The 17,266-nt window shown below is 34.9% G+C and carries 11 protein-coding genes and 1 pseudogene; all 12 read left to right on the forward strand.

Annotated features, from left to right (window positions below; translation table 11 throughout):
* Nucleotides 1-107: 107 nt before the first annotated feature.
* Complete coding sequence (locus AC0OM3_RS08860; protein ID WP_474211470.1) at nucleotides 108-1,535, forward strand: methyl-accepting chemotaxis protein; 1,428 nt, start codon at nucleotides 108-110, stop codon at nucleotides 1,533-1,535.
* A 43-nt stretch (nucleotides 1,536-1,578) separates the two neighbouring features.
* Nucleotides 1,579-1,794 carry a hypothetical protein gene (locus AC0OM3_RS08865; protein ID WP_002164104.1) on the forward strand — a complete coding sequence of 72 codons (216 nt, stop codon included), beginning with the start codon at nucleotides 1,579-1,581 and terminating at the stop codon, nucleotides 1,792-1,794.
* 364 nt (nucleotides 1,795-2,158) lie between these two features.
* Entirely contained in the window at nucleotides 2,159-4,387 is a 2,229-nt protein-coding gene (locus AC0OM3_RS08870) for a putative mucin/carbohydrate-binding domain-containing protein (protein WP_474211473.1), read from the forward strand.
* 166 nt (nucleotides 4,388-4,553) lie between these two features.
* Nucleotides 4,554-6,251: a M4 family metallopeptidase gene (locus AC0OM3_RS08875; protein ID WP_474211474.1), complete on the forward strand. Its 1,698-nt coding sequence runs from the start codon at nucleotides 4,554-4,556 to the stop codon at nucleotides 6,249-6,251.
* A gap of 261 nt (nucleotides 6,252-6,512) precedes the next feature.
* Nucleotides 6,513-6,970 (forward strand): annotated as a pseudogene (locus AC0OM3_RS08880) (glucose-6-phosphate dehydrogenase).
* Nucleotides 6,971-7,351: 381 nt separating this feature from the next.
* Nucleotides 7,352-8,836, forward strand: coding sequence for a glucose-6-phosphate dehydrogenase (gene zwf / locus AC0OM3_RS08885; protein WP_474211475.1), 1,485 nt, complete (start codon nucleotides 7,352-7,354; stop codon nucleotides 8,834-8,836).
* Nucleotides 8,837-8,875: 39 nt separating this feature from the next.
* Nucleotides 8,876-10,870, forward strand: a complete 1,995-nt coding sequence (gene tkt, locus AC0OM3_RS08890) for a transketolase (RefSeq protein ID WP_089149230.1) — start codon at nucleotides 8,876-8,878, stop codon at nucleotides 10,868-10,870.
* Nucleotides 10,871-10,982: 112 nt separating this feature from the next.
* On the forward strand, nucleotides 10,983-11,876 hold the full coding sequence (gene gnd / locus AC0OM3_RS08895; protein WP_001195925.1) for a phosphogluconate dehydrogenase (NAD(+)-dependent, decarboxylating): 894 nt from the start codon (nucleotides 10,983-10,985) through the stop codon (nucleotides 11,874-11,876).
* Between the two features lie 109 nt (nucleotides 11,877-11,985).
* A complete protein-coding gene (fsa, locus tag AC0OM3_RS08900) occupies nucleotides 11,986-12,654 on the forward strand; it encodes a fructose-6-phosphate aldolase (protein ID WP_000667679.1) in 669 nt (222 codons plus the stop codon).
* A 388-nt stretch (nucleotides 12,655-13,042) separates the two neighbouring features.
* Complete coding sequence (gene gntP, locus AC0OM3_RS08905) at nucleotides 13,043-14,368, forward strand: gluconate permease GntP (RefSeq protein WP_001057596.1); 1,326 nt, start codon at nucleotides 13,043-13,045, stop codon at nucleotides 14,366-14,368.
* 109 nt (nucleotides 14,369-14,477) lie between these two features.
* Nucleotides 14,478-16,019, forward strand: coding sequence for a gluconokinase (gene gntK / locus AC0OM3_RS08910; protein ID WP_474211478.1), 1,542 nt, complete (start codon nucleotides 14,478-14,480; stop codon nucleotides 16,017-16,019).
* Nucleotides 16,020-16,139: 120 nt separating this feature from the next.
* The gene (locus AC0OM3_RS08915; RefSeq protein WP_000782213.1) at nucleotides 16,140-17,207 is read left to right on the forward strand and encodes a lactonase family protein; all 1,068 of its coding nucleotides are present in this window, start codon (nucleotides 16,140-16,142) and stop codon (nucleotides 17,205-17,207) included.
* The last annotated feature ends 59 nt before the right edge of the window (nucleotides 17,208-17,266 follow it).

The following is a 17,266-nucleotide window of genomic DNA, read 5'->3' on the forward strand; positions in this document are numbered from 1 at the left end:
TATTTTGGATGAGAAGTTCAAGATTTAATGGGGTGTGCTCATAATCATGAATTTTTGGATTCTTATTATAAAATACATTATTTAAACTATATATTAGAATGAAAAATATGAAATTGGAATTATTAAGAAACAGTAAGGTTGGTACAAAACTAAACATATTAATAACGATATCAAGTATTGCATGTATAGTATTATCCCTAATAGGGTTTTGGGGATTAGAAAGAGGGAAAAGTACTTCCTCTAATATGTATGAGGATAATTTACTACCAATTGAGTGGATTGGGATTGTAGAATCTAATTTTTATCACGTTAATATGAACTTTATGGAAATAATGTTATCAAAAGATGAAAAAAGAATGAACGAATTAATAAGAGAAATGGATGGAATTCGTAAAGAAAATGATCATCTTTTAAAGCAGTTTGAGGCTAAACTTATTTCTACTAAAGAAAAAGAATTATATAACACGTTTCATGAAACATTTAATGAATTAAGGACTCAAATGAAGAAAGCACAAGAATTAGGAAAATCTAATAATGAAGAAGCATATGCATATTACCTAAAAGAGATTGAACCTAATATGCAAAAATCAATAAAATCAATTTGTGAATTGATTTTATATAATAGTAATAATGCAGAGCTTTTACAGAAGGAAAATAATAATAGTGCTCAAAATACAATGATAATGTTTGTTAGTATTTCGATTTTAGTAATTTTAATAATTATATTAATTGGATATATTATTAAATTAACTATCCGAAAACCACTTGCATTACTACAAAATGATATGGAGAAAGTAGCAGCTGGAGATTTAACAACACGTACTCCTTATAAAGCAAATAATGAATTAGGGCATATTGTTCAGTCTTTTAATAGTATGTTAGATAACCTTCAACAATTAATTGAGAATGTTAAGATGACAACACAAGAGGTTATTTTTCCTACGGAGGGCGTAGTACAAGATACAAATCGAGCGTCTAGTATTTCAAATGAGGTTGTACAGACTGTTCTAGAAGTAAAAACAAAAATAGAAGGACAGGTAACTAGTATTCAGGAGAGCCCATCCTCAATGGAAGAAATTACAACCGGGGTGCAAACTGTAGCTGAATCTTCAGCAGTAGTCGCTGAGGTAGCAGTAACGACTACAGAACGAATAAATATCGGTAGTGAAGTGATAAATCACTCTATTCTTCAAATGAAGAGTGTGCATGATGTTGTCGAGGAAACATCAAAAGTAATAAATAAACTTGTTACACGTACACAACAGATTGATACAGCTCTCGCTGCAATTACTAATATTGCCGAACAAACGAACCTTCTTGCCTTAAATGCCGCTATTGAAGCGGCACGTGCTGGAGAGAATGGGAAAGGATTTGCAGTGGTTGCCGCAGAAGTTCGAGACTTGGCTGAGCAATCTAAAGAATCTGCAAAAGAAGTTAATCATTTAATAAAATCGATTCAAAAAGATACCCAAGATACAGTTAATGTCATGCAAAAAGGACAACAAAAGGCAGTAGAAGGAAAAGAAGCTGCTTAAGATTACAGGTCAAATTCAAGAAGTATCCGCAGCGACAGAAGAGATGTCTGCTGGTACAGAAGAAGTAAATGCTTCTCTTTCGCTAGTTTCTGAAACTGCTACGGATGTGAAAAAGGAGACTCTTCAAACAGTAAATTCAATTCAATCACAGGCCGTATCAATTGAACAAATATCAATCCAATCCAACAAAATGAAAGAAAAGGTGGAAGAATTAACGGAATTGGTTTCAAAATTTAATATTACAGAACAAAAAGGATGAGTAAATCATAAAAGTTTACGTATGGCTATTAGCCTAAAAATAATTGATTTTTTACGATTAAAAAGATTTTAGTAATTAATTCAATTACAAGTGTAATAACATGTATAAAAAACATGAAGACTTAAGAGTCTTCGTGTTTTTTTATTGAATAATGTCTGAAAAAATATTGATAATTATACGATATTTTGGAACTTTTCACAAAATATTCATATATGCAAAATTACATACGTTTAATGATTGATAATCACGAGTTAATGTAACTATAATAATTACACTGATAAGTAACTTATTGACGACAGTTATAAGTGAAGAAGGAGGGTTTTATTGTATTTTGTATATAAAAAATAGAGAAGGAGATATGTAAATGAAAAGGTTACTTGTTATAGGCATAATGTATACAATGTTTTTCCTCATAGGAAATATACACTTACATGCTGATGAACGGACAAATGTAAAAGAAATTACTAGTTTAGAAGAGCCTACTTGGATATTTCAGGCGGGCATAAGTAAGGGGAAATATCACGATCGACAAGATTTAGGGCTTATTTTGCAGAGAAATACACCACTAAAGGTAAGACAAACGAATCCTAATTTTAAAGACAAATTAACATTACGTTTATTGTCTAATGACTCAAAAAATGAAAAATCCATACAAGTAGGAAATGAATGGGTTACCATTCAAGGTGATACGCCTTTAGTTCCTTTCATAGATACTCCGTATGGTGAAGAGCACGCTGTACTTGAGTACCAAGTAGGGAATGAAAGTGCTACTAAGCCTCTTCCCATTTATAAACAACAAGAAAGTGTATCTCAATTTTTTAGTACATGGGATCAATTTGATGGAGAGTATGCGTTAATTCAAGGGGAGAGTTTTCAATTATTTGTACCTAAAAAAGATAAAGAGTTAGTAAGATCTTTAAAAGATTTTCAATCGTTGGATGAGTTAATTGCGTATTATGAAGATATTTTTGCGATGTATGATTCAATTATTGGTTTAGATGGTTCAGCGTTTGAAAATAAAAAAAGTCAAAATCGTTATTTTTTAAAAGCAGATATATCTGGTGCTGGCGGTGCTTATTATGGCACAAATTGGACAGCGAATAGTTCAGATAGTACAAAAATGTGGTTAGATAAACTGAGTTGGGGAACTTTACATGAAATCGCTCATGGATACCAAGCTGGTTTTGATAATCAAGGAATATTTACAGGAGAAGTTTCTAATAATCTATTTGGTGTTCAATATCAATATAGTAAATACGGCAAAAAAGCAGATCAAGTTGGTTGGTTGTTTAATTTCGGGAAAAAGGAACAGGTAGAACGGAATTTATATAATGCTTTAATGAAAGAAAATAAAAATTATGATGATTTAGATTTACGACAAAAACTTATTCTTTTAACGATGGCGAAACAAAAAGCTGGCGATGAAGCATTTGCAAAAATGTATCAAGGTTATCGAAAACTAGCTAGCAATGCTGCTTTCAAAAAAGGTGACCATTCTTTACCAGATTTAATGAATCAGTATTATAGTGAGAATGGACAAGTTGATTTTACACCTGTTTTTGAAAGGTGGGGCTTTAAGCTTAATCACAAACAAATAGAGATGAATAGGGCGAAAGGTTTTCCGGCTGTTACTTCTTTAGCTTATATAGTGCCTGAATCACAATTAGCGAAAGCAAGAGCTATAGTTGATCCTGATATTCCGATAAACTCCAACTTCGAAATAGTTACGAATCAGCAAATTGCTCCACTTGGGCTAAAAGGGAATTTGCATATCCATTTAAATACAAATGAAATAGATACATTAAAAGGAGGAAAAATTAAATTAAAAGAAGGGAATACAGTTATTCAAGAGAAAACAATTGAAACAACAGATATCAATTTACAAGACGTACCAAATGGAGTGTATACGGTTGAAATTTCAGGTGGGAAAACGAATAGTATGTACCATTTCAGTTCGTATTATGCCTATGTAAAAGAAAAAGATAATAGTCTAACTATTGATGTTAACGAAATGAAAGTGGGCAAGTTGGTAAATCAAACGATCCAATTCCTAGGGTTAGGAGATGACCAGTTTGCCGTATTAAATACAGACTTAGAGCAAAATCGAGCTATTTTTACGGTTACTACTAAAACGCCTCATAGCTATTATGCAGGTGAAAAATATGCATCGATAGAGGTCTTTAATGAAAAAGGTGAAAAAATTTATACGAAGGAAATGGAAGGAACAAATGTAACAATTGTAAAAGATATCATTCCACTAAAAGAGGGATATAGAATTAAAATCTATCATGATGAAATAAAAAAACGATTAACTAGTAAAGCTACTATTATTAATCCTATGAATAAAACGAATGAATTTATAATAACAAAATGGGGATTGAAAAATACTTCTTTGCAAAATAATCCAGAAGAAAATCTTATACAAAGAATTGATGAAGAAATGGAAGCGATTATAGGTAATCAGTTTTTAAAAGAGATACCAATGCAAAAATTAGAAATGAAAAAGAATGTGTGGATGGCAATAAATATGTTATCAGAACCACAAAAAATAACGTATATAAATAAATATAAAGATAGCTTATATAATGAGTAATTTTTGAGAAATGAATTGAATCTAAAAAAGTAGCAAACCAATCTATTAACCTATATATGTAGAGGTATGTAAAAACGATTGGCTATAGTTAAAATTTTTTATCTATGCTTAAAATTCTAAAATACATTTTTTAAATTTGATAATACGATTATAAAGGAGTAAAAATATGAATAATTTCGTAAAGGTAGGTTTAACTACAGGAGTGGTGTTATCGGCGATTATGCCTTATGGAGGAGTACATGCGGAAACAGAAGATTTAAAAGTGGAAACAAAGGAAGATACGTTCCGAACAGGTAATTTAACAGCACCTTCTCAAAATTCGGCAGAAAATGTAGCAAAGGATGCGCTAAAAGGAAAAACAGAACAAGCATTATCATCAAAGCAAGTTAATACTGAATCCAAAGTTAATTATAATGTTACGCAAAGTCGTAAATCTTATGATGGTACTACATTGGTACGTCTTCAACAAACATATGAAGGACGTGATGTATACGGATATCAATTAACAGCACATATTAATGATGATGGTGTACTTACGAGTGTTTCGGGGGATAGCGCCCAAAATCTACAACAACAGGAAGATTTGAAACAACCTATTACTCTATCAGAAGAAGATGCAAAGAAACAGCTCTTTAACATTTATGGGAATAATCTCACATTTGTTGAAGAACCAGAAATTAAACAAGTAGTATATGTAGATGAAAATACAAGTAAAGCTACAAACGCATATCAAATTACTTTTAGTGCATCTACACCTGAATATGTATCGGGTACAGTATTAATTGATGCTTTTGGTGGTAATCTATTAAAAGAACTCGTTCAAAAATTGGGTATACAAGTAGATAGTAGTATTGTCCAATCTGCGACAGCAAATAAATCACAAGATCCTTCAAAATTAACAGGTACAGGAAAAGATGACTTAGGTATTAATCGTACGTTTGGAGTTACGCAGCGAAGTGATGGAACGTACATGCTTGCAGATTATTCTCGTGGTAAGGGAATTGAAACATACACTGCTAATTATAAAGATTATAATAATTATAGAAGAAATGTATGGGGTTATCTCGATGATTTAGTAACAAGTAATTCTACAAATTTTACTGATCCTAAAGCAGTTAGTGCCCATTATTTAGCAACGAAAGTATATGATTTTTATCAAGAAAAATATGGGCGTAACAGCTTTGATAATAACGGACAAAAAGTAATTTCTGTCGTTCATGGCTGGAATACAAATGGTACGAATAAAGGAAATCCTAAGCAGTGGTTTAATGCATTTAGTAATGGAGCTATGCTAGTATACGGAGATCCAATTGTTAGAGCATTTGATGTGGCAGGACATGAATTTACACACGCGGTTACAAGAAATGAGTCTGGACTTGAGTACGCAGGAGAAGCTGGTGCAATTAATGAGGCTCTATCTGATATTTTAGGAGTAGCAGTTGAAAAGTATGCCAATAACGGAAAGTTCAATTGGACAATGGGAGAACAATCAGGTCGTATTTTTAGAGATATGAAAAACCCATCATCTATCTCTTCTAGATATCCGGAGGACTATAGACATTATAATAACTTACCTATTGATGCTGACCACGATCATGGTGGTGTACACACGAACTCTAGCATTATTAATAAAGTAGCTTACTTGATTGCTAGTGGTGGAAACCATAATGGAGTAAACGTACATGGCATTGGAGAAGATAAAATGTTTGATATTTTCTATTATGCAAATACGGATGAATTAAATATGACTTCTGACTTTAAAGAATTAAAAGAAGCTTGTATTCGTGTAGCAACGAACTTATATGGTAAAGACTCATTAGAAGTACAAGCTGTCCAACAAGCCTTTAAAGCAGCTTATATTTAATAGTATTGTGATGAATTATAAACTCTTTTATTTTAATATAGTGATTAATTTGTATGTATAGACAAAAACCTTGTAGAATTTTTCTGCAAGGTTTTTTTGAATGTTATCCCGCTTTTTGCCGGGCAGTAAGACCCCCGCCTCAAAATTCAGCGAAAGCAAAGAAGTTAGGTGGGAGTTGGGCTGCTTGTAAAAGCCAGATTGGTAAGGGCTAATTAAAGTTTCACTTTATTCGGAGCGACAGAGGATTTAGCGAAACGCAAAATTTACCATGCTTTATACAAACTAATTAGTAATCAACATATACCGCAATCTATTTCAATTATCGGTATTGGTAGAGGGGGAATGTCAGATGTGGAATTTCAAACAAAGGTAGAACAATCCATTGCTACATTTTCTAGAAGATCTACTGATGACGAATCAGGAGTAGAAGGATTTATTAGCACATTTCGTTATTGTCAATTAAATACAGCGAATGTAGAGGACTATCAAGATTTGTTGAGTCTTGTAAAGAGGCGTGAAACAGAATTAAATATTCCTGAAAACCGTATGTTTTACCTATCTGTTATACCAGAAGTATTTGATGTCATTGCTTTAAATATTAAGGAAAGTGGATTGTGGGCTACAAAAGGATTAAATCGTCTTATTATAGAGAAGCCTTTTGATTATAATGTAACGTCTGCTCGTGAGTTTAACAAAAAATAATTGAATGTTTTGATTAAACTGATATTTATCGTATCGATCATTATCTTTGAAAATGAATGGTAACTAGGAATACACTTAGAAAAGTATTACGAAATAAATCGTATGTAATTCAAGACATTTTTATTGACGATAATAATTTATGTGGTTAATATATTAGACATAAGATTATCTAATTACTAAAAGTAATTAGATATAAAATATTCCGTTAAATTCTATAAATAAGTAAGTTGTGGTAGAAATGCTTTGAATTGCCACTATTAATATTGGGGACAATTAAAAAGCGAAAGGCATAAAAAGAATTGGAATTTGATAACTCTTTGTTTTTATAAAACATGAGCTTCTGTACAATTCATTTTTAAAATATTGACAAGGATTATACAACAAGAGGGGGACTAAAATTGGAATCAATGACCTTTGTTTTATTTGGAGCGACAGGGGACTTAGCGAAACGCAAAATTTACCCCGCACTATATAACTTATATAGAGATCAAAAACTTCCAAAGCAAATATCCGTTATCGGGCTTGGGAGACGTCAAGTATCTCATGTAGATTTTCAAGGAAGAATAAAAGAATCAATAGAGACGTTTTCCCGTCATAGAGAAGAAGGTACTCCAGAACTGGAAGGTTTTTTAGATAATTTTCGCTATTGTCCATTAGATGTGAGTAAGCCGGAAGACTATGAGAGGTTATTACAAGTCGTTCGTGAAAGGGAAGAAGAATTACATATAAAAGGAAATAGAATGTTTTATCTTTCCGTTGCTCCTGAATTTTTCGAGACCATTGCTTTAAATATTAAGGAAAGCGGACTTGATAAAACGGATGGATGGAAACGTCTGATGATTGAGAAACCATTCGGGCACGACCTTACATCTGCTCGTGAGCTTAACGATAAGCTTAGTCACACGTTTGAAGAAGACGAGATATACCGTATCGATCATTATTTAGGTAAACCGATGATTCAAAATCTTGAAGCATTAGAATTTGCAAATCCTGTTCTCCAATCAATTTGGAATAAAGAACATATAGCGAATGTACAAATCACAGCGAGTGAAACAGTTGGGGTTGAAGAAAGGGCAGGATATTATGACCAGGCAGGGGCCATTCGAGATATGGTTCAAAATCATATGTTACAAATATTAATGATGACTGCTATGAATCTGCCGGAAAAGGTTAATGCATGTGAAATTCGAGAGGAAAAGCGAAAGGTAATGGAAACGCTTCGTAAAGTGAAAAAAGAAGACGTTCAAAGCCATATCATTCGCGGACAATACGCTGCAGGTGAGATAAAAGGCGGGCAAGTTGTAGCATACAAAGAGGAGCCAGGAGTAAATCCTTCTTCTAACATAGACACATTTGTTGCTGCTCGCCTGTGGATCGATAATCCATTTTGGACTGGCGTTCCCTTCTATATACGAACAGGCAAACGAATGAAAGAAAAGTCTACTCGTATTGTAATTGAATTTAAAAATACGTTAAAACAGCAATATCAAGATAGTAATCCAAATGCAGCACCTAACTTGTTAATAATTGAAATTAGTCCAGGTGAGAACGTTTCATTACAGTTAAACAGTAAAAATCCATTGAAAAATGGAGAAATTGAACCGATGCGTATTAACTTTACTTGTGAGCAAGCGGATGTGGGAGTACCTGAAGCGTATGAAAGACTCATTCATGATGCTGTGAGTGGAGACGCTACATTCTTTGCACATTGGAGAGAAGTTGAATTGTCATGGGAATGGGTACAACCAATTCTTGAAGCGTTCGAGGAAAACTTATTACCGCTTTATGAATATGAGTCTGGTTCATATGGTCCAGAAGCGTCTAATGAACTGTTGCAAGAAAGTGGATTTAAATGGTGGTTAGATCAAGAGACGGAAAAATAAGCACTTTCTTTAATGAAAGCATTTAGGGGGACGATTACTATGACACAAAACATAAATCAATTAGCAGTGAATACACTTCGTACGTTATCGATTGATGCTATTAATGCGGCAAACTCAGGTCATCCAGGTCTTCCGATGGGAGCAGCACCAATGGCTTATGCATTATGGGCGAATCATTTAAATTACAATCCTAATCACCCAGAATGGTTTAACCGTGATCGTTTCGTTTTATCGGCGGGACATGGATCTAGTCTGTTATATAGTCTACTTCATTTAGCTGGATATGATGTTTCAATTGATGACTTGAAAAACTTCAGAAAGTTAAATAGTAAAACACCAGGACATCCTGAGTTTGGTCATACTCCTGGAGTTGAAGCGACTACAGGCCCGTTAGGACAAGGGATTGCTAATGCTGTCGGAATGGCAATGGCAGAAGCTCATTTAGCAGCAAAGTTTAATAAGGGTGGTCACTCTATTATAGATCACAATACGTATGCTTTAGTCGGAGATGGTGACTTAATGGAGGGTGTCGCTTATGAAGCGATGTCAATGGCAGGACATATGAAACTTGGCAAGTTAATTGTACTGTATGATTCAAATGAAATTTCACTTGATGGTGAATTAGGCATTGCTTTCTCTGAAGATATTCAGAAAAGGGTAGAATCTGTACATTGGCAATATGTAAGAGTTGAAGATGGAAACGATGTCGATGCTATTACAAAAGCTATTACATTAGCGAAAGAAAATACGGATCAACCTACTCTTATAGAAATTAGAACCATTATAGGTTATGGAAGTCCAAAAGTTGCTGGAACGAACAAAGCACATGGTAATCCGCTTGGAGTAGAAGAGGCAACAGCGACAAAACAAGTGTATGGTTGGGGTTATAAGGAAGATTTCTTTGTACCTGAAGAAGTAAAGGCTCATTTTAATGCACTAAAACAAAAAGGTATTGAAAAAGACAATGACTGGAATGAGCAGTTCAACTTATACAGAGAAGCGAATCCTACACTGGCAGATGAATTAGAAAAAGCGATTACAGGTGAGGTTTTAATTGAAGCGAAAGACATTCTATCCTTTGATACTGAAAAAACAATTTCTACTCGTGTTGCAAGTGGGGAAGCTATTAATCATTATGTGAAATCGATTCCTTCTATTTTCGGTGGAAGTGCGGATCTTTCTCATTCTACGATGACAGATATAAAAGGTGAAGCAGTATATGCAGTAGAATCGTATGCTGGACGAAATATATATTTCGGTGTACGTGAACATGCAATGGGCGCTGCAGCGAATGGATTGGCGCTTCATGGAGGCGTAAAACCTTTCGTAAGTACATTCTTTGTATTTAATGATTATCTTCGTCCGTCCATTCGACTGGCTGCACTGCAAAAGTTACCTGTTACTTACGTATTTACACATGATTCGATTGCTGTAGGAGAAGATGGTCCAACGCATGAACCAATTGAACAATTGGCAGCTCTTCGAGCAATTCCTGGTCTAACAGTTATCCGTCCGTCAGATGCAAATGAAACAGCAAGTGCTTGGGCGTATGCTTTACAGCAAACGGATGGTCCAGTCGTTTTAGTACTGAGCCGTCAAAATTTACCGGTGTTTAATGAAACGAAAGCGAACATAGAGAATCTCTCTAAAGGAGCTTACGTATTAACACAAACGAATGAAAATCCGGATGTAATTTTAATTGCGACAGGTTCTGAAGTATCCTTAGCTGCTAGTGCGAAAGCAAAATTAGAAGAAGATCAAGTTTCTGTTCGCATCGTTGCAATGCCGAGCTGGGAGCTATTCGATCACCAATCGAACGAATATAAAGAATCCGTTCTTCCGTCTTCTATAACGAAACGAGTATCTCTTGAGATGGGTGTATCTCTTGGTTGGGAACGTTATGTAGGACAAGAAGGAAAAGTACTATCAATTGAAACATTTGGAGCTTCAGGTACTGGAGCTGAAGTCATGAATCTATTTGGATTTACGCCAGAAAATGTTGTTCAAATTACAAAAAATGTGTTGAATTCTTAAGCTATGATTGTGAATACCTTTCTGTACATACTAACATTTCAGTGCTGAAAGGTATTCCAGATTGTAGTGATATGGATTTTTAATAAAAGATGATTTGAGGAGGAATTATATTATGCAAGTAGGATTAATTGGGTTAGGTAAAATGGGATTAAATTTAGGGAAAAATTTAATGGATCATAAACATGAAGTAGTAGCATTTGATTTAAATACGAGCGCAGTAGAAGAAATGAAAGAGTACGGGGCAACAGGTACATCTAGTTTAAGTGAACTTGTTCAGTCATTACAATCACCAAGAATTCTTTGGGTAATGGTACCACACGCTGTTGTTGATTCTGTTATTGATGAGGTTACACCACTTTTATCAAAAGGAGATATTTTAATTGAAGCTGGTAATTCACATTATAAAGAGTCTATCCGCCGATATGAGCAATTAAAGAAAGATGGCATTCACTTTATGGATGCAGGAACTTCTGGTGGAATGGAAGGAGCTCGTAATGGTGCTTGTTACATGATCGGAGGAGATCAAGAAGCTTGGGACATCGTTGAACCTATCTTCCGCGATACTGCTGTAGAAAATGGATTCTTATATGCTGGAAAAGCTGGTAGTGGTCACTTCTTAAAAATGGTTCATAACGGAATTGAATACGGTATGATGGCTGCTATTGGTGAAGGATTTGAGATTCTAGAGAAAAGTGAATTTGACTACGATTATGAAAAAGTATCAAGAGTATGGAACAACGGTTCAGTCATTCGTTCTTGGTTAATGGAATTAACAGAAAATGCATTTTCTAAAGATGCAAAACTGGATGAGATTAAGGGTGTTATGCATTCTTCTGGTGAAGGAAAATGGACAGTAGAAACAGCATTAGACCTTCAAACAGCAACTCCTGTTATCGCAATGTCTCTATTAATGCGCTACCGCTCATTAGACAATGATACATTTACAGGAAAAGTTGTAGCAGCTCTGCGCAATGAATTTGGCGGACATGCAGTAGAAAAGAAATAAAGTGAAACTTTAATAAGTAGGGGCTTCATTCCACACCAATCGGGCTTTTACGGGATAAGCATATTAAACATGTAACTCATCAACGTTTAAAAACTGGAGGGAATTAATCATGAAATTTTTTATTGATACTGCAAATCTTGAGGATATAAAAAAAGCATATAAACTTGGAGTTTTAGCTGGTGTTACAACGAATCCTTCTTTAGTAGCAAAAGAGGGCATTAAATTTGAAGACCGTATTGCAGAAATTTGTCAGGCAGTTCCTAAAGTTGAATCTGTTTCGGCAGAAGTAACGCCAGATGCTGTTACAGCTGAAGAGATGATCGCCCAAGCAGAAGAACTGATTAAAATTAACGGTGGCGATGAAAAAGTTACAGTTAAACTTCCGATGACGTTAGCTGGATTAGAAGCTTGTCGCTACCTTACTGAAAAAGGTGTGAAAACGAATGTTACACTTATTTTCACAGTGAACCAAGCACTTTTAGCTGCTCGAGCAGGTGCAACGTACGTTTCTCCATTTTTAGGACGCTTAGATGATATTTCTGAAGATGGCGTATTATTAGTTGCTAAAATTGCTGAATTATTCGATGTTCATCAACTAGATACACAAATTATTGCGGCTTCTGTTAGACATCCAGATCATGTAACTCGTGTAGCGATGGCAGGTGCTCACATTGCAACAATTCCTTATAAAGTAATTGAACAACTTGCTATGCACCCATTAACAGACCAAGGTATTGAGAAATTTGCTGCTGATTGGGCGAAAGCGCCTAAATTATAATGTATGAAAGCGAAGGTGCTTTCCGAAAATTGTTTTTCATGAGAGGACAAATCTTAAGTAACTTCATCGTTTAAACTGGATCCTGAGTTTGTAGTCTTACTACGTGAAAACAGCAAGAGAAGAAAGTGTCATTCACTTTTGAAGAAGGAAAATATGCTCGTATGAAGCATGTATAAAATAACATTATAATTATGAAAGAGAAATCCCCTTATCAGAGAGAGTAGTTAACATGTATCTCTGATAAGGGAGATTCTTTTTGTATAAATTATTATTTTGTGAAGATGATTTGTATATCGATATATAAATTCTTACTCATGAAAGAACTATATAGGTGCTCTTAATTGTATAGTAATTTTGAAAGGGTTTACATAAAGGGGTGAAATTGCGTATGAATATGTACCTTTTAATTATTACATTATTATCAATTGTAATTGTTATTTTAGGGGTATCGTGGTGGAGATGGCATGCGTTTATTAGTTTAACGATTGCAAGTTTGTTTTTAGCAATTATGTCTGGAATGCCAATGGATAAAATAGTGAGTGCTTATGAAATGGGAGTCGGAAGTGTTCTCGGGCATTTAGTAGGTATTTTAGTATTGGGTACAATTTTAGGGAAAATGATGGCAGAGTCAGGTGCTGGAATGCAAGTGGCAGAGTTCTTTATTAAATCCTTTGGGATAAAAAACTTACCATGGGCTATGTTAATTGCAGGTTTTATTATTGGAATCCCGGTGTTTTTTGAAGTAGGCATTTTAATATTACTGCCGTTAGTAATTTCAATTCATAAAACAACGAAACAAAATATTTTATTGATAGCATTACCAGCAATTGCTGGGCTATCTGTCGTACACGGTCTTGTTCCTCCGCATCCAGGGGCCATAGTTGCAATTGGTATTTATAAAGCGAATCTTGGAAAGGTACTAATGTATTCACTCATTATTACATTTTTTGCAGCGATTATTGCAGGTCCTATATTCGCTAAGTGGATTCACAAACGTGTAATTCCTGAAAATGAGCCAGAATTGATTCGTGTAAATACAAAATCAACGAAATTACCAGGAATAGGAGTTTCATTTTTAGTTATATTGTTACCTGTTATGTTAATGGTTTTAGCTGCAGCAGCTCCTTATGTGCCTCTTTCTAATACTTTGATGAAGATTGTCACATTAATCGGTAGTCCTATAATTGCACTATTGATTGCATGTTTTGCGGCGTTCTATTTTCTTGGATTTCGTCAAGGTATCGATAAAAAAGCTATTAAGAAGATAACAGAAGATAGCTTATTACCAATCGGTTCAATTGTTGCGATTATTGGTGCCGGCGGGGGATTTAAGCAAATTCTCATCGATAGTGGGGTAGGGAATGCTATTGCTCAAATGTCTGAGCATTTAGCTCTATCTCCAATTGTATTAGCATTTATAGTAGCTGGGTTAATTCGAATTGCGACAGGTTCAGCGACAGTCGCTTTAACAACAGCAGCGGGTATCGTTTCGCCAATCGTTGAAAATACGACAGGTGTGAACTTAGAGTTACTCGTTATTGCAACAGGTGCAGGAGCGTTAATGTTTTCTCACGTAAACGATGCTGGGTTCTGGATGGTAAAAGAATACCTAGGCTTAACAGTGAAAGAAACATTTAAAACATGGACAGTATTAGAAACGTTACTTTCATTTATCGCTTTTGGAGGCGTTTTACTACTCGATATGTTTGTTTAAGATAAAGATGTTTCTATTTAGATAATTGTGGCATACAACGTTATCAATAGATAAAAGGAATGTATTTTTATGGTGGGATACTGTAGCAATTTTTTGTTAGGAGGAAGAGATGGTGAGCTCAAAATATATGATTGGTGTAGATATTGGGACAACTAGTACAAAATCAGTTCTATTTTCTACTGATGGATCTGTTATGGCTAGTCATGGAATTGAATATCCTTTATATTCTCCTACACCTGAAACAGCAGAACAAGACCCAGAAGAAATCTTTCATGCAGTAATAAATACGATTAAAGAAACTGTACGAATAAGTAGTGTACAGCCGAATGATATTCTTTGTGTCTCTTTTAGTTCGGCAATGCATAGTATCATTGCTGTAGATGAAAAGGGAAAGCCGTTAACGAGATGTATCACTTGGGCAGATAATAGAAGTGCAAACTGGGCAGAGAAAATAAAGAATGATATGAATGGTCATGAAATTTACCTTCGTACTGGGACACCAATTCATCCGATGTCACCACTTTCGAAATTAGTTTGGCTACAGAATGAGCAGGCAGAGTTATTCGCAAAAAGTTATAAATTCATTTCTATTAAAGAATATGTTTTTTACAAGTTATATAAAGAGTATGTAGTTGATTATTCTATAGCATCAGCGACAGGAATGTTCAATTTAAAATCTTTAAAGTGGGATGAAGAGGCTTTACATGTAGCAGGAATTACAGATGAAAAGCTTTCAAAGCTTGTTCCAACAACGCACAGTTTAACAGGATTAGATGAAGAGTTTGCCAAAGAGATGAATGTACTTGTTTCTACGCCTTTTGTAGTAGGAGCGAGTGATGGAGTACTATCTAATTTAGGTGTAAATGCAATAGATCCTGGCGTTGTGGCTGTTACAATTGGTACAAGCGGTGCGATACGTGCTGTAACAAATCGTCCTGTAACAGATCCAAAAGGTAGAATTTTTTGTTATGCATTAACTGAAGACCATTGGGTAATCGGTGGACCAGTTAATAACGGCGGTATGATTTTCAGGTGGGCTCGTGACCAATTGGGCACTTCAGAGATTGAACTTGCAAAGCGCTTAGGAAAAGATCCATATGAGGTGCTTACTGAAATAGCAGCAAAAGTGAATCCGGGATCTGACGGTTTATTATTTCACCCGTATTTAGCGGGGGAAAGAGCTCCTTTATGGAATGCAAATGCGCGAGGATCTTTCTTTGGACTCGGATTGCATCATAAGAAAGAACATCTGATACGTGCTGTTTTAGAAGGAGTAATTTATAACTTATATACAGTTCTTCTCGCTTTAAAAGAACTCATTGGCGAACCGAAAAAAATTCAAGCGACAGGCGGTTTTGCAAGGTCGGAACTTTGGAGACAGATGATGGCGGATATTTTCCATCAAGACGTATATGTTCCTGAAAGTTTCGAAAGCTCTTGCTTAGGAGCTGCCATCCTCGGTTTATATAGTTTAGGTGAAGTAGATACGTTACATGTAGTTTCTGAAATGGTAGGTGCAGATTTTCATCATGAGCCAAACATGGAAAGTGTGGAAAAATATAAAGATTTAACGCCAATCTATATCCGTTTGTCCCGTCAATTGGAAGAAGAATATGAAAGTATAGCAGCGTATCAAAAAAAGTGGGTTTAAAAGCTATTTACCAAGAAAATATGGTAACGTATAAAGAGGTACTCCGATTTTTTAGGATACTCTTTCAACATAAAATATTTTAAGAAGTATGATGAATGAAAAATATAGGGAGAGAGGGTTATGAAAATGAAGGATAACAAAGAGTTTATCGGATATGTTGGAACATACACGAAAGAAAATAGTGAAGGAATATATAAGTTTATTTTAGACACGGAAGCAAAAAAAATTGGTAATGTAACACTTGCCGCTAAGTTGGATAACCCTACATATGTAACGATTAACCGAAATAATGAATATCTCTATTCCGTTGTTAAGGAAGGCGAATCTGGCGGTGTAGCTGCTTATTCCATTGATAGTCATACTGGAGAACTAAAAGCGAAAAATAGACAAGTAGTAGAAGGGGCTTCTCCTTGTCATATTAGTGTTGATAGTGGAAATCATACAGTAGTTACAGCAAATTACCATAAAGGAACGATTGAGTCTTTTGAAATAAATGAAGAAAATGGAACTGTAAATCCTGCTGCATCTATTATGGCGCATGAAGGTTCAGGTCCGAATAAAGAAAGACAAGAAAAACCACACGCACATTACGCGGGGTACACTCCTGATGAAAAATATGTGATAGGTGTTGATTTAGGGATAGATAAATTAATTACGTATGAAATAAAAGATAGTACATTAATAGAAGTGAATAGCCTGTCTGTGAATCCGGGAAGTGGACCAAGACACATTGCTTTTCATCCAAATGGAAAATACGCTTATGTAATGACGGAGCTTAGTTCAGAGGTTATTGCGTTAACATATAACTCGGAAGAAGGCTCCTTTACAGAATTACAGTATATTTCTACTCTTCCAGAACAATTTGATGAAAATAGTCAAGGCAGTGCTATCCATATTTCTTCTGAAGGCCGCTTTGTATATGCAGGTAATCGTGGTCATAATAGTATTGCTGTTTTCAGTGTGGATCAAAACTCAGGTGAGCTTGCATTTGTGGAACATACATCTACAGAAGGAAATTGGCCGAGGGATTTTGTATTAGATCCTACTGAAAAGTTTCTTGTTGCTACAAATGAAAAGTCACATAATCTTGTGCTATTTTCAAGAGATGAATCTACAGGAAAGTTAACACTTTTACAATCTGATGTTGCTGTGCCAGAGCCTGTTTGTGTGAAGTTTTTAAATGTTTAAGTTGTGTTCGATATAATTTCATATACTCAGAAAACAATAAAAAGCAAAGCGATATCGCT

The organism is Bacillus sp. FAU20, assembly GCF_056033865.1.

What these genes read in the sequence shown, in the direction of transcription:
- fsa (WP_000667679.1), top strand. Translation starts at nt 11,986, where the DNA reads ATGAAATTTTTTATTGATACTGCAAATCTTGAGGATATAAAAAAAGCA.
- AC0OM3_RS08865 (WP_002164104.1), top strand. Translation starts at nt 1,579, where the DNA reads ATGTCTGCTGGTACAGAAGAAGTAAATGCTTCTCTTTCGCTAGTTTCT.
- AC0OM3_RS08860 (WP_474211470.1), top strand. Translation starts at nt 108, where the DNA reads ATGAAATTGGAATTATTAAGAAACAGTAAGGTTGGTACAAAACTAAAC.
- tkt (WP_089149230.1), top strand. Translation starts at nt 8,876, where the DNA reads ATGACACAAAACATAAATCAATTAGCAGTGAATACACTTCGTACGTTA.
- AC0OM3_RS08870 (WP_474211473.1), top strand. Translation starts at nt 2,159, where the DNA reads ATGAAAAGGTTACTTGTTATAGGCATAATGTATACAATGTTTTTCCTC.
- AC0OM3_RS08915 (WP_000782213.1), top strand. Translation starts at nt 16,140, where the DNA reads ATGAAAATGAAGGATAACAAAGAGTTTATCGGATATGTTGGAACATAC.
- gntP (WP_001057596.1), top strand. Translation starts at nt 13,043, where the DNA reads ATGAATATGTACCTTTTAATTATTACATTATTATCAATTGTAATTGTT.
- gnd (WP_001195925.1), top strand. Translation starts at nt 10,983, where the DNA reads ATGCAAGTAGGATTAATTGGGTTAGGTAAAATGGGATTAAATTTAGGG.
- gntK (WP_474211478.1), top strand. Translation starts at nt 14,478, where the DNA reads ATGGTGAGCTCAAAATATATGATTGGTGTAGATATTGGGACAACTAGT.
- AC0OM3_RS08875 (WP_474211474.1), top strand. Translation starts at nt 4,554, where the DNA reads ATGAATAATTTCGTAAAGGTAGGTTTAACTACAGGAGTGGTGTTATCG.